Source organism: Paenibacillus sp. UMB4589-SE434 (assembly GCF_030226685.1).
Taxonomy (GTDB): Bacteria; Bacillota; Bacilli; order Paenibacillales; family Paenibacillaceae; genus Paenibacillus_B.
On sequence record NZ_JASOYK010000008.1, the window covers coordinates 155,034 to 179,660 of the forward strand.

Genomic DNA, 24,627 nt, shown 5'->3' on the forward strand with positions numbered 1-24,627 from the left:
TTGGTCACCCGACTACAAATTGCAGCTCCATTTTAAATCTCATACAGGTGTTACTCCTGATCTTATCTTGTAGAAATAAAATCTTTATATGTAATTATCATATGAACTATACCAAAAATAACAGTTGGTACTATGGCAAAATAATTATAGAGCCATATTTCCGCTAATATGAAATAAATAACTGGGAATATCGCCATACATAAAAGTACAAGTATATTTTTATGTCCAGTAAATAATAGAATCCATAACACATAATAAGCAATCAAAAATATTGCCATACCAATTAGGTCATTACTTTTGAAAGGTATCGTTTGTGTTGATACAACCATCACAAGAAGAGCCATGTAAACAAATTGGCTTCCATGCTCTATGAAATCTAATACTTTATGACTTCCTTTGGCCCCTCCTATTGATATTAAATTTGGAATAGTAAAATAAAGTATGTTAGGGATCATGGGTAACAAGACAACCAAAAAGCCTTTCCAAGAAAACCCCCAATAAAAATCCATGCAAACTTGCTCCTTTCGAGCAAAATATAAGTAGCCTCAACCTATGAAAACAACTTCACTCTGCCACAAAAAATATATTTTCGCAATGATACTTCCCCCATTATTTTGTAATATTAAGCCCTATCAAAGCATGACTTACTTAATGGGATAAGCTGTCTGACCTCTGCTAGAGCCTGATCGGTTTACCCAACCCATTCGAGTCCGAATAAGCAAAAAAGGCGATCTTGTAAGATCACTTCATAGCTCATCTCACACTTCCTGCACGCGGGCGAACCGCTGTCCGAAGATAACGCAGCACAGGCATCTACGATATAGTTACAGTTATGAGGCCACCTTAAATTTGAACGACCGGCCATCATAAACAGTTGCTTCTCCCTTTTTACCGGATCTCCCTCGTGTCATTCTGTTAAAAGAATGGAGACCCGCGTTCTTCATCGAGCACTCAGATCTTCACCCCCTTATAGGCTTCTGCATATGATGGAGAAAATGAACGAATCTAAAATGGAGGTCATGACCATGAGTTTGCAACAACAGGGGCATCAAGAACAAGCACTGTATCAAATGGATCCAACTACTATGCACAACTTAAAATCCATACAAGATCACATAGGGGATATTTGCAATAACCATGTTAATAAACTTGTCCGAGTAGAGACAGTGGATGGCGATGTTTTTGAAGGGTTACTTATCCACTGCGAAAGAGGAATTTTATACTTAAGACTCCCTAGCCATGGGCCTAGTCGCGGATTAGTCCCAAATTTCCACAATGATTTCATTTTGCCCCTAGTGCTGTTCAATTTACTCGCCATTTCATTAATATAAGCATGATCAAGCTTAATCCTCTAATTAAGGAGTGAAATCTTATGGCATTTACACCGCCTCAAGGACCACAAGGAACACAGCAGCCACCATCCTCCCCTCCTCCACAATTCACACCACAGCAACCCGCTGCTGCTGCGTTCGCCATCGACCCTGGAGCAATTTCCGGTTGTTTATTCCGCAACACATTTGTGTGGTTGAGAAATGGGAACGCGTTCTGGTTCTTCCCAACCTTTGTAGGACGTACATCCGTTGCGGGCTTTAGATGGACCGGTCGAAGATGGATGTTTACTGGGGTCGATCTAAGAAGCATTGTGTCATTTACATGTCTATAGAGAAGGAAATAGTAACCCAGTACCTTTTCGGTGCTGGGTTATTTGTATAATAAAAAAGCGAGTTGACTACTTTTATTGCATATTGGGGGACAATTAACCGTATCATTTCATGCGGAGCTAAACACAATACCATACTATAGTGAAAAATCGGTAACGCCCTTCTTATATGCATATTTCAGAGTATATATTTCTTCATTGCCATAAGGCATTGTAGCGATTTTTATACGAGTATAATCAAGCCTGCTATCTCTTAAAACTCTTTTCACCAAGGTAATACTCCGTTCTTCTTCCGTAACAACACAAAATACATTAAGAGCATACTTTTTCGGGTCGGAAATGCATTTCCCCATATCTGAGCCATCAACATAGCCTAGGTTAGCATCTGCTAGAGATATCTCCAAGTATTCCATTACTTTATCTCTTAACCAGTGGTCACGTTGACTACCCTTGGCACTTTTAAGTGGATATTGTACCACTAACCAGAATTTTTCACTCATTCAGATTTACCAGCCAATCTACAGTTTATATATTTCATCCTATCCCGTGAGCGAAGACTCAGAGTTACCAATGAATAATTTCATATTAATAATTATAACAAAGACACTTTGTATTAGAGGATGCTTATTTCTCGATAACGTTCTTAGCGGTTGGATATCCATGCCGTGCTCGTTCACAGATGCAATCTTCTGACGCTTCCCACTATTTCTTTGCGTGCGGGACTGAACCCCTGACAGGGGCTACTCCCATTTTCTACTCCACATTAAAGAACACCCAGACCTCATGAACGGGGGGCAGTCCCATTGAACTACCCAGGGGCTTTTTCCAATGTCTATTCTAAGGGGTGCACTTCAGTCCGCGGATGACTACAAGAAGTGGACAGGATTCAGAGCAGAGTTCGGTCACTTGTGATTTCGTATTATTGAGTTTCCTAAACTAGCCGCAAGGTAAACAGGCACTTCCATCTTCTTTCCCCTTTACTTTTTGAGGCAAAATCTTCAATTGATATTATATTCCTATTTCCCTCATTTTCACCATTACTTTCTCGATCCTGCCATCCATATCCGCTCCATCAAACTTCGGAAGCTTTAGTTCACTTACGATTGATCCGTCGCGCATAAACATAATACGCTCCGTCCGCGCCGCAACCTTGGCGTCATGAGTTACAAGCATAACCGCAGTACCTTCCGCATTGATTTCGGAAAATATGTCCATAATGTCCTGCGCAGATTTTGAGTTGAGCGAACCCGTCGGCTCGTCACCGAAGATTATTTTTGGGCTATTCATAAGCGCTCGGCATATTCCCGCGCGCTGAAGCTGACCTCCAGAGACCTGTGTAATGTCGCGCTTTTCAAGCTCCGTAATGCCTACCTTTTTCATAAGCACTCTTGCCTTCTCCGAAATTTTTGCAGCGTTTTTTCTGTTGTCGCGCATTGACGGAAGAATGATGTTATCGAGGATATTCAGATTTTTCAGCATAGTCGGCTGTTGAAATACAAATCCCATTTTTAGTCTGCGTATATCTGAAAGCTCATTCTCCCCGACCGCCGATAAATCCCTGCCGTCAAAAACGACCTTTCCGTCATTAACGCCATCCATTCCGCTTAGTGCAAACATTAGTGTTGATTTTCCCGACCCCGAAGGGCCCATAACCGCAACGAATTCGCCCTCGTTTATGTAGGCAGACACTCCATCGAGAATATTGCGCTTTTCATCGCCCTGGCCGAAAGATTTTACAATTTGATCACCGATAATAATCTTCTTCATATGCCTACTCCTTTATATTTTCAGGAATTTTTATTTGTCCCGCGCCTGATGTGCCGATCATTGTTGCGATAAGTACCGAGCATATCATCATTAATGGACTAAACAGATACGCCGAAAGCGGATTGATCGCAAACTTAAACGTAGACGCTCCAAAGGAGGAGATCACCGTGCCCGCAAGTATCTCTCCGAGAGTGTTAGCCAGAAGCGTGCCGAGAATAATTCCGACAATCAGAACGAATACCGAACGCGAAACATACTGTGCCTTAATATCCGAGTTTGTAAAACCAAACGCTTTCATGACGACAATGGAATATCTGTCTTTTGTGACAAGCATCTTCATAAACAACAGTGTAACCAGTACCGTGATAATGAGGGCAACGGCAATTGCGGCACTGGAGGCCTCTCTGACGGAATTTATTATCGAATCGAATGTCTGTGTAACAAATTCATCAATATCTGAAATCTTTGCAAAAACAAACCTGCCCGCATATTCCGAAGTTCTTTCTTTGACAAGAGATTTATCCGAAAGCTCTGCGCAGATAATACTCCACATAATGTCTGCCGAATTATCGGTAAAAACCGCCTTTGCGGTTTTGCCGCCGTTGGTAATGTCAGAATAAATTCCGCTTATCTTGAGATTATTCTCTTTCCCCTCAATCACTAGCGTAATGATATCACCGACCTTTTTGCTCAGCTCATTAGCGTTTAAAGCCGAAAGTGCAATTTCATTTTCTTCAGAGGGTGCTCTACCCCCGGAATATGCTATAGGAAATATCGAATGGTCGCCGAGTTCAACTTTTATATTTTCCTCCGATCCGTTTTCCGTTTTTGCTTTGAATGCTTTTGTTGTAAGGATGGCATACTTTGAAATGGCACTGTCACTGTTCAACTTTTTAATAATTTCAGCGGCTTTTTCAGAGATATTGTCGGTCTGCTGAATATCCATGCGCATATCGTAGTTCCCAATCCCCATATATTTGATAAAGCTTTTTGAGGAAATCGTGTTGTACAGGTTCTGCGGAACAATAATGATAAATGCCGAAATCACCAACACCGCAAGCATTGTGGAGTAAAGTCTTTTCCTTGCGAGAACATCTTTGATACCGAGAAAAATATTTGTGTGCAGCAGCCTGTTTCCGCTCAGGCAAAAACGCTTTGCTCCCGCGTTTTTCTCCTGTGAAGTCCCAAAACGTATTGCTTCCGCAGCGGATATTTTCCGAAAGCGTCTTAGCACTCCACTTACATAGGCAGTAATTGCAAGGAACACAAGCAGTATGCCGATTATTCCGAAAAGCAAGGCAAAAGAAGAGTTTTCGCTTTCGCCCATGTAAAGCCGTATATTTTCAAGAAGCATACCTTTGAACATAATCGAAAGTGCAAAACCGAGAATACTGCCTACCGCCGCAATCGCTGCATACTTCGCAAGATAAATCTTCTTTATGTCGGAAACACGCAACCCTATTGCCTTCATAACGCCAATTTGGCAGTAGTCTTCTTCAATCTTCGCAAGAAGCGTAAAGCGTATGCACATAAATGCGATTGCAACGACAAGTGCGCTTACAAGAAGTATAACCGCAATCATGATCCCGTCTGAAAGTGCGTTCATCATTTTGAAAAGTCGATATGTAACCGTTGGTCCGTTCGCCTCAAGTCCTGCGGAAGCATAAGCAGTCTCAAATGCGCCAAGCGCCGACAAATCCTTTAATCTGAACTCAATCAGATGCTCCGTACTTCCAAGGTTTTTTATTTTCGTGTAATCATTTTTACTGACAAGAAATCTTTTTGAGGCGGAGAGCGTGGAATTCATCTGCGAATCTCGGAGAAATCCCGCAACGGTAAATTCCTTTCCGCTTATTACTGCCCTATCACCGACCTTTGTGGTCTTGTCCCTCATATAGCTTATTGGAACATAAAGTTCGCCGTCGGTTACGTTTATGATGTTTCCGTCAAGATCAAGAAGATAATCGAATTTTTCGCTCTGTATGCTGAAACCGTTATCCTGAGCACTATTTGCAAGCGAACTATCGCCAAAAATAATCTGAGCACCGTCCATGTTGAGAAATTCAATCACCTGAAAATCATCGACATTGTTATTTTGCTTCGCAAAAGATGTAAGCCGCGCAATATCAATTTCACCCGAATGCATCTGCATAAAATGCGGAGTTTTAGCTTGTTTCATAAGCGTATCTAGCGCACCCGAAAGATTGACGACGAGTATAGCCGCGAGCGAAACAAGCATAGCCGAGGCAGCGACAAATATGATTGTTGTCAGCGTAATTGCCTTGCTCTTTAAAATGTCATTACGGATTATTCTGTTATACATAATTCACCTCTGTATTCAAGCTTTTTAACCGATTTCAAGTTGTACAGAATTACTGAAGTAACACATAACAAAATCCCAGCGATAATAATGAGCAATCCCATACCTCTGCCAATGCCAATGCCTTTCCGTCTGCTCAAAACATAAACCCCGAGCCCGAACGCTGTAAGCCCGCTTCCTATCGCTGAAGTAAGCTGTACTGACCACAGAAGAAGAAATTTTCGCGAATTATTCATTGCTGCCAAACATCTGCATAACGACGGACATTAGACTTCCACTTTCGGCACCAAGCAGCCTTTCTACGTTGAAAACAAACGCATGCATGCGTGAAGCGCGCTCCTCGTTCGTCATTTCAACCATATCATCATCAAAAACGGTATTCATATATACCACAACCATTTCCATGCATTCATACGGGAACGGCGTGCTGAACAAGCCTTGCTCAATGCCCTCGCGGATTACTCCCGTCAGTATCGGGGGAACGCCGTTTATGATGACCTTTTGTATTTTCTGATGCATAAGCGCGTTCTGCGGCTTGTGCATGTGCTCCAAAATTTCTTTACTACTTCCGTCACTTATGTTCAGGGCCATTACAACTCCAATAATGCGCTCGTTTAAGGGAATACTCTTGTCTACGCCAATTTTCTGTGCCGCACTTAAGAGACGAACACTATACCGCTCAATAAGAGCGTTCATAATATCCTCCTTCGACTTGAAGTGATGATACAGCGTTCCTCGCGCAATTCCGACCTTTTCGAGAATATCGTTTGTACTCGTGCCGTCAAAGCCTTTCTGCCCAAAAAGCTTATCCGCCGCGTCAAGTATTTCGTTCCTGCGTTCCTCGGCTTCTTTGACAACTCTCATTTTAATACCTCCTTCGTTACCGACCGACTGCCTGTCGGTTAAATAGTAGCATGCTATTTTGTGATGTCAAGGGCATTCTAAATTACGTCAAAAAATGGTCACCTAAAACACACCAATAAAAAAGAGCTTTTGCCCCGATGTACTCTATTAAAACGTATCTGTTTTATCAACATTACTGTCTCAACGTGTATCGAATATGTAGCAGAAATCATTTGTTTTCTATTAAATTTCCGACAAATTATCTTCAAGATAGCCGTTTAATTTATAAAACATACCTGATGTCTACAATTTAAAAGAAACCCCCACCGTTATGAGGTATGGGGTTTTACATGGTGGAGGTGAGGGGAGTCGAATCCCTGTCCGAAGATAACGTAACACAGGCTTCTGCAGGTGTAGTCACTGATTAGATGATTTGAGCTTCACCCCATGAGATACCTTAATATCACTCAAAATCATCTTCATTGAAGTTTATCCCCTCATCAGTATCTTGTATAGTGTAAGTGACTTTTTCACATCGATAAAAGCTTGCCTCCTCATTAGTGTATTCGCAAAATAATCTATCATATTTTACTTCTTAATACATAATAAATTAATAATTCCTTAATTTTACTACCAAATCCCCTCTATACCTGATAAACTGACAAATGATATTATTTTCCAAGGGGGACAACATGAAGAACTTCACAAAATTCCTATCTATTTTATTCGCCGCAGTAATTATTTTATCTGGATGCTCAAGTAATAATGCTGCAGATTCGCAGGATCGATCTGCGGATGAGAAGCTGGCATTATCCTATGTCACAGACTACTACAATGGAACAAAGAAAGAGGACAGATTGAAGTTTGTTGATGAGAATGTGCATCCCGATGTGCAAGGAAGATTACGCGTCTGGGCTAAGTCAGGGGCTTTGGAAGATCAGAAGCTGAAGGATCCGAAGGTCGCAGAATCTGTGCCATATGAAGACGAAGACTTAAAAGGAACATTAGTACTCATTCAATCGGCAAACGATAAAGAAATAATCGTGATGATTAACGATAATAAAGTTTACATGGGTTTAGCTCCATCCGGGAACGCTGAGGATTCGTTCCAAGACATACGTAGTTCATTTAAAACAGCTAAGTAGTTAAGTAGCAAAAGAGCCACTAGATCTGAACTGAACCCATCAAGTAGACAGTAAAATAAAATGATTAAGCAGCCTTAGCTCGTATTTCCATCGGGTTAAGGCTGCTTAGTTTTTTCTATAACCAAGGCGGATACCGAAAGCTTCGAACCTTGGCGTCATAGGTGACGATCATAATCGCAATACCCACCGCTTTGATTTCGGAAAGAATGTCCATAATCTCCTACACCGAATTGGAGTTGATCGGATCTGTTAGGTTCATCGTAGAAGATATTTTTCGGGCTGTTCATAGGCGCTCTTGCTTTTCCCGTGATTTTTGCGGCGGGGCCGCCCAGAACATTGCGTTTTCCATCGCCCTCCGTGCTCGTTCGCTGGGGCTTTCCTTCGCAGCTTCTCTTCCGCTTCCTGCGCGCGGTCGGCTCTTTCAGGTTTGGTGGAGGCGAGCCGTGGCTTTGCAAAACCACAATTACTTCCTGCAAAACCATTTACGATCAATGTACGCTCTAAATCAAATTCGATGCTTTACGCAAACGGTAAATAATTGTTGCAGCTTCCGCTCATGATAACGAACTGTTGAATCCACGAAAAAAGACACCATCTAAGGTGTCTTCACTGATACTACGTATGTCCGACAAGCGCATGGTGAAGTTATGACTTAAAAAGCAGTTCATCCTCAGTTGTGAAGTGCCCCTTAAAGTTAGACAAATATTTTATGCAACCGATTCTTAACTGAACCTAAACAAAAAACTGCACCGTTGAGGGTGAACTGCTTTTTCATTTCGCCTGATCATTAACTAATTCGACCTTATCTTCTACCTCGAAGATCTCATTCTCCATGTAGTAGTCCTTCAATTCATCTTGGACGCTCTGCTCGGCTAACGGCACCTGGCTGCGGTATGCGGCCCGGCAGATGACATGGGCGGCCACTGGGGCTGTTAAAAATACAAAGAAGATGCCTAAGATGAGGCGGATGCTGAAGAAACCGTCGGAAATCAAGAAATACAGTAATGTTCCAACGAGCGCGCACAGCACGCCAAGCGTAGAACTTTTAGATGCAGCATGGGACCTTGTGTACACATCGGGCAAACGCACATTTCCAATCGCGCTGATCAAGCTAAAAATGGCTCCGATGAGAATGAGGATGGCCCCGATCACTTCACCGCTTGCGTTCAATAACAACACCTCTTTCAATAAATCTGGCAAAGGCAACCGTTCCGATAAATGAAAGGATTCCGATCAATAGTATGAGATCAAAAAAGGCATGCGTGTGCAGCAGCACGGAGAATACGGCAGTACTGGCGATCAGATTAATACCGACGGAATCTAGCGCCTGAACACGGTCTGCACTGGACGGTCCTTTTACAATCCGATATAAATTGGCTAGTATGGCCAGCATTAATATACATAATGCAGTGATCAACACCGTCTCAAATATCATTTTCTCGTCACATCCTTTATCGCTTTTTCAAAAACAGATTTTGATTTTAATACAGAATCCCGGGATTCTGGCATGTTCAGACCGTGGATGTACAGCTCCTTCGAATCAGGGGTTACCTCCATGATGACTGAGCCTGGCGTCAAGCAAATTAATAAGGATAGGAGCGTAATTTCCAAATCCCCCTCCAAATCTGTTTCCACCTTGAAAATCCCTGGCTTAACATCAATTTTAGGACGGAGCACATGCTTCATGACCATCATCGCAGAAGTATTCAGCTCATGGATAAAGAGAACGAACAGCTTACCGATTGCGGCTAGCGTGTATAGATAAAACGGCTTTTTAAAGAATCGGTGGATGCACATTAAAATAAACAGACCCACAAAGTAACCGCTGATAAAGTTTAATATGCTCATATCCTCTTGCAGAAACATCCACAAGTAGGCAATGAATATGTTGAGTAGCACCTGAACGGGCATGGCTGTTCCCCCCTTTAATCAAACACCGCCTGAATATATAGACTTGGATTGAGCAATTCCTCGGCAGCTTGGGCAACATAACCCGTAATCGCCTCAGCACCGATTCCCATAGCAACACTAGCCAGCGTCAAAAGAGCGATCGGAAGCAATAAGCCTTTCGTTGTCCCTTTCTCTTCCTCAACACTCAGAATCGTCTCACCCCAAAAAGCGTTCATAAACAATTTGATCATAGAAAACAGAATGAACAAGCTGGCCAGCAGCCCGATTCCTCCAAGCCAATAGTAACCGGCTTCAAAGACACCTTGCGTCGTAAATACTTTACCAAGAAATCCGCTGAGCGGAGGAATTCCAACCATAGACAAAGCAGCGATGAAGAACATCCAGCCTAACCCGGGGTGAAGACGAATCAAGCCGCTAATTTTCTTCAAGTCACTTGTCCCCGTGAGATGAACAATCGTTCCCCCAATCATAAATATAAGCCCCTTAATCAGCATGTCGTGAATCAAATAATAAATAGAGCCTGCTATGCCGGTGGATGTTAAAGAGACAAGTCCAGCCATAATAAATCCAACGCTGATGACCACATTGTAGGTTAATATTTTTCTCAAATCCCAAAAGCCGATCGCTCCAAGTCCGCCTAGCACCATTGTAATAGCGGCTAATATTCCGATAAACAGATGGGTAATTTGCGGTTCATGATAAAAGATGAGCGTAAACATTCTGAAAATGGCGTATATCCCTACCTTAGTAAGCAACGCTGCGAATATGGCAGCGATGGCCGTTGGAGGTACACTATAGGACCCGGGTAGCCAGAAAAAGAGCAATAATCCCGCCTTCATAGCGAATACGATCAGGAATAATAAGGCGACGGTGGTAATTAGCCCATCCTGGCCAACCTCTGCAATCCGGATCGATAAATGGGCGAGGTTCAATGTGCCGGTTATAGAATATAAATAGGCAACTCCGATCAAAAAGAACGCCGATGCAATAATGTTCGTAAAAATATATTTGAGCGATTCGCGAAGCTGCCTCTGGGCTCCCCCCAATGTGATCAGTACATAGGAAGCCACCAGAAACAGTTCAAAAAAGACATATAAATTGAATAAATCCCCTGTCAAGAACGAACCATTGACACCTGTAATCAAAAACAAAAATAGAGGATAAAAATAAAGTTTTTCTTGCTTGCGGCCAATCGATGAAAAAGCATAAATCAAGCAGCACGCCGAGACAATAGAGGTAGCCAATAGCAGCAAAGCACTGAACATATCACCCACGAAACTAATGCCGTAAGGCGCTTGCCAGCCACCCAACTGTAAGCTTTGAATCCCGCCATCTCTGATCTGGTTCATCAATAGAACTGAAATGACACTGGTGGCTAACAATGCAGCCAGACTAAGAATCCGCTGAAGCTTAATATTTTTCTGGAATATAATGAGGAGCATCCCCGTCAATAGAGGAATGATAACCGGCGCGATCAACAAATTATTCATTGCTCATTTCCCCTTAATTGCTCCATGTCATCCGTCCCGAAGCTTTGATAGGCGCGGTAACACAAAACTAATACTAGCGCTGTCACGGCAAAATTAATGACGATCGCAGTTAGAATTAATGCTTGAGGAATAGAGTCCGTAAAACCCGCAGCTTTCTCTTCCAGCAGAGGAGCACTCCCCGTCTTCAGCCCACCAGAAGTGATAAGCAACAAATTAACCGCATGGCCCACAATCGATGACCCGAGCACAATTCGCAGTAGTTGCTTAGATAGAATCAAATAGGTTCCAATGGATATTAAAATACCGACCAGTATGACCATTAGTGTCTCCATATTAACGATCCTCACTTATGCTTAGAATAATATTGACTGCGGTACCTATGACAGCCAAAGCGACTCCGGTATCAAAAATCAAAGCGGACGCGAGCTCAGTATCTCCAAAGATCGGTAAGTCCACATGACCGAAGGTCTGGGTTAAAAAAGGCTTACCAAATACGGTGCTCGCCATTCCGGTCGCAACGGCAATCAACACACCTACCGCTGAAAGCTTTTTGAAATCAACCCGAATATTTTCCCTTACCTTCTCGACTCCAAAAGAAAGATACAGCAGGACAATGGAGGATGCCATACTCAGCCCCCCAATGAATCCTCCTCCCGGATCATGGTGACCGTTCATAAATAAATAGATCGAAAAGGTCAATATGATCACGGCAGCCACTCGGGTTACACTTTGCAATATCACATCATTCGATTTCATTCTGTTCCCTCCTTTTGGAACGCTGATGAACGAATATATATACACCTAGCCCGGCAATGACCAGCACGGATATTTCCAGCATCGTATCAAATCCGCGGAAGTCCACTAATATAGCATTGACAATATTTTTGGCGCCCGCCAGTTCAAAGGCATTTTCAAAAAATGAGGATATGGGTTCAAATAATTTATGCCCATTCGCGGACAAGGCGAGCAGTGCCACCGTTAGACCCATCGCGATGGATATGACCAAATTCGTCAGTTTGAAAGGAATCCGCTCGATGCTTTTCGTAAGCTTCGGTAAATGATAGAAGCACAGCAAGAACAGAACCGTTGTCACCGTCTCCACCACCATCTGCGTCAATGCCAGGTCAGGAGCCCTAAAGATAACAAAGAACATAGATACCATATAACCTAAAGCGCCTAATGCAACAATAGCCAGGATCCGATTGCCGGCAAATAAGACAGTACATGCGGAGATGATCATGCCAAGCACAAGTCCCACATCAAAAATGCTGATAGCTGCATTACTTGTGAAATCGAACTGGAGACCATGGAGCAGCAGAAGCGAACTTATCAATACAATGACAAAGAAAGAAAAAACGTAGATCAGATACTGTCTCAGCGAGCCTGTCATATACCGGTTGGTCAGGGATGCCGAGAGCCTCTCCGTACCGGATAAGCCCTGATTGTACCAATGATTCAATGTTAATCCCTGCGGATAATTTCGCATGACCTGGATCCACCGCTTCTTTGTTCTGAAGAGAAGGAGACCGACAACAATGACACCGATCGTCATCACGAGCTCCATATTGAGCCCATGCCATGCACTGATTTTCAGGTCGTATGGAGATAGCGGCATCATCGGCAAAATCGCGGTTAACGCCGGGGTGAGAATATACTTACCCAATACATTGGGGAAGAAGAAAATGAATATCACGAGTAATGCCAAAATGGCCGGTGAAAACAGCATCCCCCAAGGCGCTTCATGCACTTTTCGTGTCAGTTTTTCAGGACGATATTGTCCGCCAAAGGTCTTGAATACAAATATCATGCAATAAACAAAAGTAAATATGCTGGCTATCCAAGCAATGACCGGAAACAGGAGACCTATGCTGCCCAAACCGAAAATACCGGCCCCGGATACATCATTCACCGCTGCAAAAAACATCTCCTTACTCAAAAAGCCGTTAAACGGCGGTAATCCCGCCATGGATAAGCCGCCAATCAAAGCGATTGTGAACGTAACCGGCATGACTTGCATCAAACCGCCTAAATAGCGAATATCCCGCCGGCCAGTCTCATGGTCAATAATACCAACAACCATAAACAAGCTGCCTTTAAAGGTCGAATGATTAAACAAATGGAATAGGGCAGCAAATGTAGCTACTGTAAAGATCGTGCCGCTCTCGCTAGGTCCAAAATAGACGGCTAAAGAACCGACCCCAAGCAGACACATGATCAACCCCAATTGGCTAATCGTAGAATACGCTAACATCGCCTTAAGATCGGTCTGTCTCAGCGCCGTCAAAGAACCATACAGCAGCGTAATGATACCAATGCCGGCCACAAGCCAGAACCACACGGAGCTACCCCCAAAAAGCGGAGTCATACGCGCCACTAAATAAATGCCAGCCTTGACCATTGTTGCCGAGTGGAGGTAACTACTCACGGGAGTTGGTGCCTCCATCGCATCCGGTAACCAAATACCGAACGGAAATTGCGCGGATTTCGTAAATGCCCCGAGCAAAATGCATAGCATCGCAGGAATAAACAATACATGGCTTTGTATGGCTTCCAGGTTAGCGAACAATTCCCGAATGCTGTACGTATCTCCCATCATGATCAGCATAATGAACCCGGCTAACATGCCGAATCCTCCAAGAACCGTAATCAATAGCGCCTTTAAGGCACCCTGGCGGGAGCTCTTGCGCTCGTACCAATAGGAGATCAATAAGAAGGAAGACACGCTGGTTAACTCCCAGAATCCATACAGGACTAAGAGGTTATCAGAGAATACTACCCCCAGCATAGCACCCATGAACATGAGCAAATAAATATAGAAATTATGAAGAGCCTCTCTGGCCTTAGACATATAAAATATAGAATAAATAATGACCAAGCTACCAACACCACTGATAAGCAAACCAAATAACAGACTAAGCCCATCCACATAGGAGATCAAATTCACATCAAGGGACGGAATCCAAGATAATGTGTATTTATAGGTGTCACCCGCCGCTACACCAGGTATATACTGTAGCAAATAGACAAAAATAGACATAGGTACAAGTAAAACGAACCATCCCGTATGCACTAAGCGATTGAAATACTTATATAGCAAGGGAACAAGCATTGCACTGATCAACGGGAGAAAAATACAGGTATAGAACATAGCCAAGCGTACTCCTCCTTATTCATGACTTCTGCTTCCGTATCTACATGTTGACTCTTGTCGCAACATCAACTATAGTCTTACATAGTTTATCGAGTCCTAATACTAGCATTGAGGTGAAATACTGAAAATGATTAGCGTATATAATGAGAGCATTCTTGTTTGCGTTTATTATGGTCCCAATAGCGAAAGACTAATCAAACGTGGCTGTGCAATCGCTAATATAATGAAAGCTCCACTGTATATATTGACCATTGATCCGAAGCCATTCGACGAATTGGATGCCGAAAAATTACTCTATATCGAACAATGGAAAGAATATGCCCACGCTCACGCTACGGCCCAATTTATCATGAAGGATAATGAAAGCCGTCCTGTCTACAAGGTCATTGCAGAAGTAGCCAGAGATAACAACATTACACAGATCATTCTTGGTCAGACAGCGCACAGCCGCTGGGAACAAATTACGAAGGGATCTATCATTAATTCTTTGGTCCGCGAGATCCCCTTTGTCGACCTGCATATCGTTTCCGTTGCCCGTTACATTCGGGATGAAGAAGGCAATTATCAAAAGGGAATTCGTGCTTATTTGATCAAAGATGGGGAACGATACCAGCTAAGCTTCAGTCACGGAAAAGAAACAGTATATGAAGGCATTTTCTTTAAAGAAGTGGATACCGATTTCGATAACGGAATTTTCCGTTTTATGAAAGATGCTTCAACTTTACATGTCCTCGTAACTGACGGGATTGTCAATGAACTAACAAACGTAGATATTAATACAGCATTGGGTCTGGACGACTCTGTTAAATAAAAGTTTAACTAACCTTCTCCGCATGGAACATGCGGAGATTTTTTTCAAAACACAGGTCATTTATAAATTAACATCCACTTTAATTGTACGCTTCTCAGTCCTGTCGATTCCCAGATACTTTAACGTTTCTGCGGTGGAATGATGATGCAGGATCGACTTTAAGATGGAGATGGAAACTCCCCTATAGTACGCATGGTAACCAAAAGTCTTTCTAAGCGTATGCGTCCCGATTTTCTCAGATATTCCTACCTCCCTTGCTGAGTGGTTAATAATTCGGTACGCCTGCTGACGGGTAATCGGGCGACTATCCTTCTTGGATTTAAACAAGTAATCCTCAAATTTCCAATCGGCGTTCGATAAATACTCGCTTAGTATCTCCCCGACCTTGTTGTTTAAGTAATAATCCTTTTCTTCTCCTGTCTTTTCATCCTTAATATAAAGAAACTGTTTAGCATGCTCGCCATCCCAAACGTCCTGTACAGTTAGATTGAGCAAATCCAGAAGACTAATCCCGGTGTTAATTCCTAATACAAAAAGCAGTAGATCCCTTACAGAGTGTTTTCTCAACTCCTCTTTCATCGCTTGTATAGTTTTGACGTCCCGAATCGGATTAACAAATTCCACAGAAAATCCCTCCGAATAATGTTACTTAATTTAATATTAACAGTTATTAAGTAACATAACAAATAAAAAATCTGACAGTTAGTCTGTCATAAAATAAAAACACCACATAAGATATTATTTGTTTTTCAAAAATCTATATGTAATAATCTAGAGTTCTCTACGTTTTTATTAAGAGAAAACAGCAAAAACCACATCCTCATGCGGATGTGGTTTTACATGGTGGAGGCGAGGGGAGTCGAACCCCTGTCCGAAGATAACGCAACACAGGCTTCTACGGGTGTAGCTACAGTTTTGATGTCACCCGAGCAGCGCCCCGTAACCGGCTATGCTTTGGGTCAGCCTGATTGTCTTCTTCAGCACACCCCAGGCGGAGATGTGACAGCGTATCCCACTAAAGTTGAGCCCCTATCCCGCCACATGGGCGATGGAGAGTAGAAGCACGCTAACAGGTTATTAAGCTGCTAAAGCGTAGTTTGTTTGTTGTTTGCCGTTTAAATAGGCGTTCGCGTTGTTGAAGTGGACGCAGCCCCACTACCCGCTACCCGCGCCCGAACTATCCCCGTCGAATCCAAGAACGCCCCCATAATGATAAGCGACACATCTCGCCCATCTGGGGAGTTGGGTCTTGAATTAAAGAGAAAAGTAAGACACGATAGTGTATTTCCTTCCACACTATGCAATTGTCAAAGTGTATATCATGAATGTCAGCAGCGTTCAACAGTAAAGCTTGTTATCGTTACCGACAAACTTATTATAACACAGATCCGGTAATGGTGTTAGCCAACTTGTTGCCAGCGCTACATTCCTTTTCCTTGGAACCATTTGAGAGTGCTGCCACATCATGCTCTAGCATGCCACGAGGCCTCTCTGTCCCTAAAAGTATGACTTAGACCGTGTATTAGCTATTAGCTGCACTGCTCGCACTTGGCTCGCCTTATGCTCCATGAACTAACATTAATACTTCTGCTTCTCCCGCAGCGCTCGCTGAATCTGGCGATCCGCGTCACGTTTCGCAGCCGTCTCGCGCTTGTCGTAATTTTTCTTACCTCGACCAAGTCCGATCAACAGCTTAGCAAAGCCATTGCGAACATATATCTTAAGCGGTACAAGCGTGTACCCCTCTTGCTTGGTCTGACCTATCAGCTTGCTAATCTGCGATTTGTGAAGCAGCAGCTTGCGTGCACGTGTCGGGTCCGTCGGATTAAATCGATTCCCCTGCTCAAACGGACTGATATGCATGTTGTGAATGAACACTTCACCTTTACGGATCGTCGCAAATGAGTCTCCAATGTTGGCTTTACCCAGACGCAAAGACTTGATCTCCGTACCTGTCAGCACCATACCCGCTTCATATGTGTCCTCGATAAAATAATCATGGGACGCTTTTTTATTCTGGGCCAGCACTTTATTTTCACTTTTCTTACCCATGATTGTACCCTCCAACGTTACGACCTATCCATACTTTTAAAAAAAGTAATTCGTTCTAACCATTGTTCTTTCATATGATGAAAATGAATCATATAGTGCATCTAAACATTACACACCTCAGAACAACGACTAGACTTATATTGTACCAAATAAAGCACTACTCACTCAAGCTATTCCCGCAGTTGGACATAGTTATTTAAACAACCAGCTTATCTAGGCCACAATATGCACATCGCGTACACCTTCCATTTTCAACAGTGACTAGGCAGCAAGCCTATAAAGATGTCATACTGTCTGCCATCACCTTCATTTCAATTCGTACTGATCGTGATGTGACTTGATTCATCTTTCCATCTCTCGTCCTTTTTTAAAGAATATACATTTCCCAGTATCTCATCTCTTCATCACATCTAATTCATAAAAAAGTATAACGCACGACAAAGTTCTTCTTGCTATTGGGCTAATCAAGTAGACAGTGTCTTCTCGTATGCAAAAGAGCCTCCAAAGCCGCTGTAAAACGCGGCTCTGAAGGCTCACAAACAATTGAATTATAGTAAATCCACCAATGTAAGACACCCCTAAGTAAGCTTTGGCACTCACTTATTCATGAAACAGTCTCTTGCATTTAGCGATTTTTACGTACAAATTTAGCCGTTCCGCTGTTGGACTTGCCCTTCTTCCGCGCCGCTTTATCTGCGGATTTAGCCTGCTTACGCGCTTGCGCGTTCGGCTCGCCGATAAAGATGCCGCTCTCCGAAGTGGTCTTGCGTCCCTTCTTGCCGCCCGTCATCTTACCACGACCTGAGCGATAATCGCCGCCTCGACTGTTATCTGACGCACCGCCAAAGCCGCCTGGTCCGCCTCTTCGGCCATAACCTCCGCGACCGGAACCAAAATCAAAAGCGCCCTGCGCACGTTTAGCTTCTCGCTCCGCGTTGTCGATCAAGTTATCCACCCAATTGGCATCATCAGATGGGGAAGCTGAACGGGATGATTCATCCCGTTGACCTCCACCTTGGCCAAATTGAATGCCGTTCTTGCCCTTAGCAGGTTTATGGCCTCCGGAACGCTTCTCATAAGGATTAACGGATCCTTGATGATCCCGGTGTCTGCCGCCTGTACGGCCGCTGCCCTGACGTTCACGGTGACCGGATCTATTCAACCATTCCTCGCCTGCATTGTCCTGGTGTCGCTCTGGATATGCATCTGCAGGAAACTGGGACGGTAGGCTTGCGTCCTCACCCTGAAGCTCACGGCCATCTCGACCTCTGCGATCAGCGCGTATACCTTCGGCTTGTCGCCCTTGTCCGCTGTGGTCGCGACGGAATCCAGCATCGCTTTGCCCGCCTCGGCCTGAACGTCCGCCTGGCCCACCATTGCCGGTCCCACGGTTACCTTGGCCAAACTGGCCTCCGCTGCCTTGACCGCGGCTATCACGTCCGCGACCGCCTGCACTGCCTTGGCCGTCACGAGCACCGCGGCCCCCTTGGCCAGCTGCACTGCCGCCTCGGGCTGGTCGTCCGCCCGGCCCGCCATTTCCGCCACCTCGACCTACACGACCGGACTGGCCGCCGCTGTTGTGGCCATCACGTCCACGACCTGCGCCGCTTTGATTGCGTCCATCTCGACCACCGTCACGGGACTCACTCCGGCCACGCTTACGGCGCTCAAAGCCGAATTCGCGTCCTGCGCCCCGATTGCGCGGCGAACTGTCAGCAAGCTCAAAGTCAATCGTATGGTCATCCATGCTTACACGTGCCACACGAATCCGAACAGCGTCGCCAATCCTGAACATATTGGACGTACGCTCGCCAAGGAGCATCATATGCTGCTCATGGAAATGATAGTAGTCATCCGACATTTCGCTCAACCGGATTAGACCCTCTACCGTATTCTCAAGCTCAATAAACATTCCAAAGCTGGTCACACTGCTAATAATGCCGTCAAATTCTTCTCCGACTTTATCCAGCATGTATTCTGCTTTCTTCATCTGCTCCACATCACGTTCGGCGTCTACCGCGACACGTTCACGCTCCGATGATTGCTTGGCTATATCTGCCATACGTGCCTGCAGCTGCTCATGCCGCTTCTCAGGCAGTGCACCACCGTTGTCGATTACCTCACGCATGACTCGGTGAATGACTAAGTCAGGGTAACGGCGGATCGGCGATGTGAAGTGCGTATAGTACTCCGCAGCCAATCCGAAATGGCCTGTGCTCTCTGCATCATATTTCGCTTGTCGCATCGAACGCAGCATCATCGTGCTAATGACAGTCTGCTCCCGTGTTCCCTCAATCTCTTCCAATAGAGATTGCAGAGCCCGCGGATGAACCGAATTCCCTTTGCCCTTTACAACATAACCAAAATTGGCAGTAAAGGTCATAAAGCTAAACAACTTCTCGCTGTCCGGCTCTTCATGAATACGATAAATGAAAGGTACGCGCAGCCAATGGAAGTGCTCTGCCACCGTTTCATTGGCGGCCAGCATGAATTCCTCAATCATCTTCTCTGCAATTGAACGTTCACGCTTCACGATATCAACAGCTTTGCCCTCTTCATCTACAATAACTTTCGATTCTTCGAAGTCAAAGTCAATTGCACCGCGGTGCATCCGCTTATCACGCAGCTTTATGGCAAGCTCTTTCATCAACATAAAGTTGTCGACCAAATAAGCGTACTGCGCGCGAACATCCGGGTCTTCGTCCTCCACGATCTTGCGGACATTGGTATATGTCATCCGCTCTACCGTACGAATCACACTTGGGAAAATATCGTGCTTTACCAGCTTGGCCTTTTCATCAAATTCCATCTCACAAGACAGCGTCAACCGGTCCACTCGCGGATTTAAGGAACATATCCCATTAGATAGACGATGCGGCAGCATTGGGATAACTCTGTCAACCAAATAAACACTGCATCCGCGAGCATAAGCCTCTCGATCCAGTACTGAACCATCCGGTACATAATAGCCGACATCTGCGATATGAACCCCTAGCTTGTAGTTACCGTTAGGAAGCTTCTCAACGTTTACGGCATCATCTAAATCTTTTGCATCCTCGCCATCAATCGTTACGATTGTTAATCCCCGCAGGTCGCGTCTGCCCTGGCTAATAATTTCTTCTTCACTAATGGCATCCGGCACCGACTCCGCTGCCTCCATCACTTCACCGGGAAACGCTTCCGGGAGTTGGTGCTTGCGGATAATGGACAATATATCAACGCCTGGGTCATCCTTATGCCCGAGAATCTCGGTTACTTCCCCTTCTGCCGCTGCACGTCCTTCCGGATAATTGACGATTCGAACAACAACTTTCTGCCCCGTAACCGCACCTAGAAATTTATCCTTCGGAATAAACACGTCCCGATTAATTCGACGATCATCAGGAATAACGAATCCATAAGAGTCTAGATTTTGAAATACGCCAACAACCTGCTCAATGGCCCGCTTGACGACACGAATCACTTCGCCCTCCATGCGGTTACTGTCGGCTGCCTTGCTTGTAACTCGCACCAACACGATATCCCCATGCATCCCCGTCTTCAAATCATTCGCGTGAATGTACACATCAGGATGCCCTTCCTCATCCGGGATTAGGAAGGCAAATCCCTTCGCATGCGCCTGCAGCCTGCCGCGCAATAAATTCATCCGTTCAGGTACCCCGTAGCGGTCTGAACGGTTTCTAATAATATGACCGGACTCTTCAAGCCCTGTTAATGTTTTCAGCAGTTCCTTAAACGCCGCCGCATCCGATATGTCAAAATGCTGCTCTAATTCCCGATAAGTCATCGGCTTGTAAGCCGTTTCTCGCATAAAGTCCAGTATCTGCTGTTCTGTTATCATTCCTTCACCTCGCACCCTGCCTCTTCACCCACCTGCACAGTATACCAATATATATCTTAGTATACACGAAATTATTTGCTGACATCCGTGCGAATGAACAGCTTACCGTAAAAGGGCTCATACCACATTCCCCTTAGTCTAATTCCCCACATTGCTGTAAATAAAAACATCCGCTATTCCACATCTTAAAAACACAAAAAAAACGGAAACCTGTGGTTCCCGCTTCTTGTTATCCATAATTATTCTATTCGCAACTATGCTTTAACGAAATAAGCCACGATCAAAGCTACGATAAAGAATCCAGATGCCAATCCAACTGTTAATCGTTGTAATACCAAATCCATACCGCGTGCTTTTTGCTTTCCAAATAAATGTTCCGCACCGCCGGAGATGGCGCCTGAAAGACCAGCACTTTTACCCTTTTGCAGAAGTACCACGCTAATCAAGCCGACCGAAAAAATAATGAGCAATATTTTGAAGAAAATTACCACGATTCCACCTCCTAATGGTTGCCTCATAAGAACGTTCACGAAAAGCTATAAGCTTAAAAACAGCATTATTATTGTAACATAGGAACGCCTGTCACACAAGTATTGAACATGATAGCAAACGAACACAATTTAGATGATCCACAGCCTATTGCTGTGCTTGTTCAAGTCCTTATCCAAGCCACAACATGAAACTTCACCTATGTGCAGTAACCCTATATTTTATCCTCAGATTGAAGCTTACTCTTCGGAACCTGATTCCACGAGACGAAGTCCATTGTGGCGCAATGGGCCTACGTATTGATTCAGAGGGAACGAATAACGAATCGCCTCTGTAATAAAGCGCTTAGCTGTGCGGATGCTTGCTACCACATCATAGCCCTTAGCCAGTTCTGCCGCAATCGCTGCGGAATACGTGCAGCCTGCCCCATGTGTATACGTTGTATCAATAAGGTCCGCTTCCAGAATCTCAAATACACGACCGTCGTACAGTACGTCAATTGAAGTCGGGAGGCCGATCTTGGAACCGCCTTTCACAAGCACATACTTAGCGCCTTGTTCATGAATGCGAACAGCTGCCTGCTTCATATCCTCTAACGTATGAATCGGAGCAGTACCAGCCAATTGCGCTGCCTCAAACAGATTCGGTGTCACTACCGTTGCCTTTGGCACAAGCACGTCACGAAGCGCCTCATTTGTCTCTGGGTGCAAAGCTTCATCGGCGCCTTTACAGATCATCACCGGATCTACGACAACGTTTGTTATCTTATGCTTCTCAATTGTACGTGCTGCCAGTTCAATAATGTCAATCGAACCCAGCATCCCCGTCTTCATCCCTTGAATGCCAACAGACAAGATCGTCTTTAATTGCTCTTCCACAGTAGACAACGCGATCGGGAACACGCGATGTGCCCACTGATCGTCTGGATCCATCGCAACAATGGTCGTAAGCGCAGTCATCCCGTATACGCCGCGCTCCTGAAAAGTCTTCAGATCGGCTTGAATACCTGCGCCGCCGCTGGAATCCGAGCCTGCAAGTGTGAGTACTTTATTAATCGGTTTCATTTGATCGATACCCCTTTATTGCATCATATCTTCCCATTATAACCGATTATAATGCCAATTCCTGCAGTAACCAATTATTTTTCTACAATGTTGATGCTTCCCGCATCTGCACGCACCTGAATCACTTGATCGCTTTTCCCTTTCGAAAGGGGGACTTCCACGCTGCCAAAATTAGAGCTTGCAATATAAGAACCTTCATACTGTGGTGAAACTATAATCTCGATACTTCCGAAATTGCTGCTCACTTTAGCGGAATGTGGCAGTTTCTGCTCCATAAAAATGCTGCCCGCATCGGCCTTTACCGTAACCGGCTGCGTCGTATCAATCAGATCGATAGTCCCAAATGCAGAGCTGGCATCCAGCTTGGCATCTACGTTATCTGCAACTACTTTTCCTGCATCTGAGCTTAATGTAGCTTGTTGACCCTGCACTTCTTTAACAATCACACTTCCCAGTTCGCTTTTCACCGTAAGGTCATTAATTTTCCCGCCCTGCATGGTAAACGTTCCAGCCGATACTTTGCCGTTCATTTGTTCCAATATAAACTCCTTAGAAGCATGTATCACAATACTATGCTTGCGATCATACGTCCCCAGATTCATCAATCGTATCCATTGCAAGTCATCATTATGCTTATAATTAAGTTCAAGTGTCTGATTCTGTACCGACGTATGAGTGATCTTCTTGATCGTCTCTTCAGGAGCTTGACCTGATAACTCAATCTTGTTCTGACCGTCCAGCTTCCAAGTGACGTCAACTGCTCCCTCGTTCGCCATAATCTCTATTCGCTTAAGGTCAGCTCCGATCTCTATACTGTGCTGATAGCTTGGTAGCTGAGACTTAAATATCTTATCCATGCCGAAAAATAACATGCCGCCCATGCCAACCACGATGCAGCCTATTGCAAAAATATTAAGCAGTACTCTCTTCACTTATCTTCTCTCCCTTCCCACGTTTGCGATCCAATGTAAATAAGCGAGATTCAGCTTTCCATATAAGCGGCATATCGCGGCTATTGCCTGAGCTAATAGAATACCGATACCAAATCCAACTATATACATGCTTAATTCCGCTCCAAAGAAAGTAGCACCAAAGCTAAGCTTTAATATATAGGCAAACGGCGCTAGCAAAAACCCTAACGAAGCTCCGATCAATCCAATACATACACCCCAACCGCTGATTAACAACGGAATAACAATAATACTCACAAAAAATGCTCCGATTACGCCAAACACTCGACGTGAAACCACGCCTGATCGTTCTTTCTGTGGGTAGTAAGGAGGCATTTCATGCATCGGAGGCGCAGCATGCGGCGGGCCATAATTAGAATCCCCATAAAACGGTGGTGCCTGATTGTGTGCTTGCTGGTTGAACGGCTTTATATCTGATTCTCCCATAAGCTCAACGGCCAATTCCTCGGGGTCACCTAGTTCCTTGGCAATCTCCTCATCTGTTCTGCCTTGTTGTTTGCCAAATTCAAAGTGTGCATCGTATTCATCCAATATTTCATTTCTATCCTTCTCCGGCATGGATATCAGTCCAAGCTTGAGCTTTAACATAAAGTATTCTTTATGCACCTGACTTCACCCCTAAATCTATTAAATTGAACATCATTACGTTCAGAACAGATATGTGCTCGATATTCTCGTGTACTTCCATAATCTAAATCCTTATCCTATTCCACTGGATTCTTCACTTCGTTCTTGTTCTTGTTCATTCTCGCTGCCCGATTTCTCTAACAAAGTTGTCACTCCACTGACAAAGCTCTGCCACTCCGTCACAAGCTCATTCATATAGGCCTTGCCCTCAGGAGTCAATGTATAATATTTACGTGGCGGGCCTTCCGTAGATTCTTGCAGATAGGTCGTACAATGGCCATCTGCGACCATCCGCCGCAGAACCGGATACAGCGCCCCTTCTGCTACTTCCACATGTTTGGATATTTGTTGGGCTAGTTCAAAGCCGTAACGATCTCGTTGGTTAATTAGTACCATTACACACAGACCAAGCACGCCTTTCTTAAATTGAATGATCTCCTTCAATTAGCTTCCCCTCCTTTACTTTCAGCACAATGACAATGACA

24 protein-coding genes and 1 other RNA gene are annotated in these 24,627 nt (G+C 44.4%); 4 read left to right on the plus strand and 21 right to left on the minus strand.

Going from position 1 to position 24,627, the window contains the following annotated elements; translation table 11 throughout:
• Window positions 1-62 precede the first annotated feature (62 nt).
• Window positions 63-509 (minus strand): hypothetical protein, encoded by a 447-nt coding sequence (locus tag QP775_RS22060; protein WP_285108996.1) that lies wholly within the window; start codon window positions 507-509, stop codon window positions 63-65.
• A 516-nt stretch (window positions 510-1,025) separates the two neighbouring features.
• On the opposite strand from QP775_RS22060, the gene QP775_RS22065 reads away from it, so the two are divergent.
• Together QP775_RS22065 and QP775_RS22070 are read left to right on the plus strand one after the other, a co-directional pair.
• Window positions 1,026-1,331, plus strand: a complete 306-nt coding sequence (locus QP775_RS22065) for a hypothetical protein (protein ID WP_239329701.1) — start codon at window positions 1,026-1,028, stop codon at window positions 1,329-1,331.
• Window positions 1,332-1,372: 41 nt separating this feature from the next.
• Entirely contained in the window at window positions 1,373-1,663 is a 291-nt protein-coding gene (locus QP775_RS22070; protein WP_239329703.1) for a transporter, read from the plus strand.
• A 134-nt stretch (window positions 1,664-1,797) separates the two neighbouring features.
• Here the strand turns inward: QP775_RS22070 and QP775_RS22075 are convergent, their stop codons facing one another.
• From QP775_RS22075 to QP775_RS22090, 4 genes are all read right to left on the minus strand, one after another.
• A complete protein-coding gene (locus QP775_RS22075) occupies window positions 1,798-2,160 on the minus strand; it encodes a hypothetical protein (RefSeq protein ID WP_239329706.1) in 363 nt (120 codons plus the stop codon).
• Window positions 2,161-2,668: 508 nt separating this feature from the next.
• Entirely contained in the window at window positions 2,669-3,427 is a 759-nt protein-coding gene (locus QP775_RS22080) for an ABC transporter ATP-binding protein (RefSeq protein WP_239329708.1), read from the minus strand.
• A 4-nt stretch (window positions 3,428-3,431) separates the two neighbouring features.
• Window positions 3,432-5,750, minus strand: a complete 2,319-nt coding sequence (locus tag QP775_RS22085; protein WP_285108997.1) for an ABC transporter permease — start codon at window positions 5,748-5,750, stop codon at window positions 3,432-3,434.
• A gap of 225 nt (window positions 5,751-5,975) precedes the next feature.
• The gene (locus tag QP775_RS22090) at window positions 5,976-6,611 is read right to left on the minus strand and encodes a TetR/AcrR family transcriptional regulator (RefSeq protein WP_239329711.1); all 636 of its coding nucleotides are present in this window, start codon (window positions 6,609-6,611) and stop codon (window positions 5,976-5,978) included.
• Window positions 6,612-7,282: 671 nt separating this feature from the next.
• On the opposite strand from QP775_RS22090, the gene QP775_RS22095 reads away from it, so the two are divergent.
• Window positions 7,283-7,735, plus strand: a complete 453-nt coding sequence (locus QP775_RS22095) for a hypothetical protein (RefSeq protein WP_239329713.1) — start codon at window positions 7,283-7,285, stop codon at window positions 7,733-7,735.
• 771 nt (window positions 7,736-8,506) lie between these two features.
• On the opposite strand, the gene QP775_RS22100 is transcribed toward QP775_RS22095, so the two are convergent.
• From QP775_RS22100 to QP775_RS22130, 7 genes are read right to left on the minus strand one after another with little or no spacing between them, the layout of a single operon-like run.
• Window positions 8,507-8,905 (minus strand): Na+/H+ antiporter subunit G, encoded by a 399-nt coding sequence (locus QP775_RS22100; RefSeq protein WP_285108998.1) that lies wholly within the window; start codon window positions 8,903-8,905, stop codon window positions 8,507-8,509.
• Window positions 8,889-9,170 carry a Na(+)/H(+) antiporter subunit F1 gene (locus QP775_RS22105; protein WP_239329717.1) on the minus strand — a complete coding sequence of 94 codons (282 nt, stop codon included), beginning with the start codon at window positions 9,168-9,170 and terminating at the stop codon, window positions 8,889-8,891. Before QP775_RS22105 ends, QP775_RS22100 begins: the two co-directional genes overlap by 17 nt.
• The gene (locus QP775_RS22110) at window positions 9,167-9,646 is read right to left on the minus strand and encodes a Na+/H+ antiporter subunit E (protein WP_239329719.1); all 480 of its coding nucleotides are present in this window, start codon (window positions 9,644-9,646) and stop codon (window positions 9,167-9,169) included. Before QP775_RS22110 ends, QP775_RS22105 begins: the two co-directional genes overlap by 4 nt.
• Before the next feature lie 14 nt (window positions 9,647-9,660).
• Window positions 9,661-11,136, minus strand: coding sequence for a Na+/H+ antiporter subunit D (locus QP775_RS22115; protein WP_285108999.1), 1,476 nt, complete (start codon window positions 11,134-11,136; stop codon window positions 9,661-9,663).
• Complete coding sequence (locus tag QP775_RS22120; RefSeq protein ID WP_285109000.1) at window positions 11,133-11,468, minus strand: Na(+)/H(+) antiporter subunit C; 336 nt, start codon at window positions 11,466-11,468, stop codon at window positions 11,133-11,135. The genes QP775_RS22115 and QP775_RS22120 overlap by 4 nt, the downstream gene beginning before the upstream one ends.
• Window position 11,469: 1 nt before the next feature.
• Window positions 11,470-11,892, minus strand: a complete 423-nt coding sequence (locus QP775_RS22125; protein ID WP_239329726.1) for a Na(+)/H(+) antiporter subunit B — start codon at window positions 11,890-11,892, stop codon at window positions 11,470-11,472.
• Window positions 11,879-14,284 carry a Na+/H+ antiporter subunit A gene (locus tag QP775_RS22130; RefSeq protein WP_285109034.1) on the minus strand — a complete coding sequence of 802 codons (2,406 nt, stop codon included), beginning with the start codon at window positions 14,282-14,284 and terminating at the stop codon, window positions 11,879-11,881. Before QP775_RS22130 ends, QP775_RS22125 begins: the two co-directional genes overlap by 14 nt.
• Window positions 14,285-14,414: 130 nt before the next feature.
• Here QP775_RS22130 and QP775_RS22135 point away from each other — a divergent pair, with 130 nt between their 5' ends.
• Window positions 14,415-15,098 (plus strand): universal stress protein, encoded by a 684-nt coding sequence (locus tag QP775_RS22135; RefSeq protein WP_239329727.1) that lies wholly within the window; start codon window positions 14,415-14,417, stop codon window positions 15,096-15,098.
• A gap of 60 nt (window positions 15,099-15,158) precedes the next feature.
• On the opposite strand, the gene QP775_RS22140 is transcribed toward QP775_RS22135, so the two are convergent.
• From QP775_RS22140 to QP775_RS22180, 9 genes are all read right to left on the minus strand, one after another.
• Window positions 15,159-15,722 carry a tyrosine-type recombinase/integrase gene (locus QP775_RS22140; protein WP_239329728.1) on the minus strand — a complete coding sequence of 188 codons (564 nt, stop codon included), beginning with the start codon at window positions 15,720-15,722 and terminating at the stop codon, window positions 15,159-15,161.
• 217 nt (window positions 15,723-15,939) lie between these two features.
• Window positions 15,940-16,304: a transfer-messenger RNA gene (ssrA, locus tag QP775_RS22145) on the minus strand.
• Window positions 16,305-16,676: 372 nt separating this feature from the next.
• Window positions 16,677-17,150, minus strand: a complete 474-nt coding sequence (smpB, locus tag QP775_RS22150; RefSeq protein WP_028547116.1) for an SsrA-binding protein SmpB — start codon at window positions 17,148-17,150, stop codon at window positions 16,677-16,679.
• A 625-nt stretch (window positions 17,151-17,775) separates the two neighbouring features.
• Entirely contained in the window at window positions 17,776-20,991 is a 3,216-nt protein-coding gene (rnr, locus tag QP775_RS22155; protein WP_285109001.1) for a ribonuclease R, read from the minus strand.
• A 254-nt stretch (window positions 20,992-21,245) separates the two neighbouring features.
• Complete coding sequence (gene secG, locus QP775_RS22160; RefSeq protein ID WP_239329730.1) at window positions 21,246-21,482, minus strand: preprotein translocase subunit SecG; 237 nt, start codon at window positions 21,480-21,482, stop codon at window positions 21,246-21,248.
• Between the two features lie 237 nt (window positions 21,483-21,719).
• A complete protein-coding gene (gene pdxK, locus QP775_RS22165) occupies window positions 21,720-22,544 on the minus strand; it encodes a pyridoxine/pyridoxal/pyridoxamine kinase (protein ID WP_285109002.1) in 825 nt (274 codons plus the stop codon).
• A 74-nt stretch (window positions 22,545-22,618) separates the two neighbouring features.
• Entirely contained in the window at window positions 22,619-23,476 is an 858-nt protein-coding gene (locus QP775_RS22170; protein ID WP_239329732.1) for a DUF4097 family beta strand repeat-containing protein, read from the minus strand.
• A complete protein-coding gene (locus QP775_RS22175; RefSeq protein ID WP_239329733.1) occupies window positions 23,477-24,121 on the minus strand; it encodes a DUF1700 domain-containing protein in 645 nt (214 codons plus the stop codon).
• A gap of 93 nt (window positions 24,122-24,214) precedes the next feature.
• Entirely contained in the window at window positions 24,215-24,586 is a 372-nt protein-coding gene (locus tag QP775_RS22180) for a PadR family transcriptional regulator (RefSeq protein ID WP_285109003.1), read from the minus strand.
• Between the last annotated feature and the right edge of the window lie 41 nt (window positions 24,587-24,627).

Coding starts and splice junctions, on each gene's coding strand:
- QP775_RS22095 (WP_239329713.1), top strand. CDS start 7,283: ATGAAGAACTTCACAAAATTCCTATCTATTTTATTCGCCGCAGTAATT.
- QP775_RS22070 (WP_239329703.1), top strand. CDS start 1,373: ATGGCATTTACACCGCCTCAAGGACCACAAGGAACACAGCAGCCACCA.
- smpB (WP_028547116.1), bottom strand. CDS start 17,150: ATGGGTAAGAAAAGTGAAAATAAAGTGCTGGCCCAGAATAAAAAAGCG.
- QP775_RS22120 (WP_285109000.1), bottom strand. CDS start 11,468: ATGGAGACACTAATGGTCATACTGGTCGGTATTTTAATATCCATTGGA.
- QP775_RS22090 (WP_239329711.1), bottom strand. CDS start 6,611: ATGAGAGTTGTCAAAGAAGCCGAGGAACGCAGGAACGAAATACTTGAC.
- QP775_RS22105 (WP_239329717.1), bottom strand. CDS start 9,170: ATGATATTTGAGACGGTGTTGATCACTGCATTATGTATATTAATGCTG.
- QP775_RS22135 (WP_239329727.1), top strand. CDS start 14,415: ATGATTAGCGTATATAATGAGAGCATTCTTGTTTGCGTTTATTATGGT.
- pdxK (WP_285109002.1), bottom strand. CDS start 22,544: ATGAAACCGATTAATAAAGTACTCACACTTGCAGGCTCGGATTCCAGC.
- QP775_RS22130 (WP_285109034.1), bottom strand. CDS start 14,284: ATGTTCTATACCTGTATTTTTCTCCCGTTGATCAGTGCAATGCTTGTT.
- QP775_RS22065 (WP_239329701.1), top strand. CDS start 1,026: ATGAGTTTGCAACAACAGGGGCATCAAGAACAAGCACTGTATCAAATG.
- QP775_RS22080 (WP_239329708.1), bottom strand. CDS start 3,427: ATGAAGAAGATTATTATCGGTGATCAAATTGTAAAATCTTTCGGCCAG.
- QP775_RS22060 (WP_285108996.1), bottom strand. CDS start 509: ATGGATTTTTATTGGGGGTTTTCTTGGAAAGGCTTTTTGGTTGTCTTG.
- QP775_RS22125 (WP_239329726.1), bottom strand. CDS start 11,892: ATGAAATCGAATGATGTGATATTGCAAAGTGTAACCCGAGTGGCTGCC.
- QP775_RS22110 (WP_239329719.1), bottom strand. CDS start 9,646: ATGCCCGTTCAGGTGCTACTCAACATATTCATTGCCTACTTGTGGATG.
- rnr (WP_285109001.1), bottom strand. CDS start 20,991: ATGATAACAGAACAGCAGATACTGGACTTTATGCGAGAAACGGCTTAC.
- QP775_RS22075 (WP_239329706.1), bottom strand. CDS start 2,160: ATGAGTGAAAAATTCTGGTTAGTGGTACAATATCCACTTAAAAGTGCC.
- QP775_RS22085 (WP_285108997.1), bottom strand. CDS start 5,750: ATGTATAACAGAATAATCCGTAATGACATTTTAAAGAGCAAGGCAATT.
- QP775_RS22115 (WP_285108999.1), bottom strand. CDS start 11,136: ATGAATAATTTGTTGATCGCGCCGGTTATCATTCCTCTATTGACGGGG.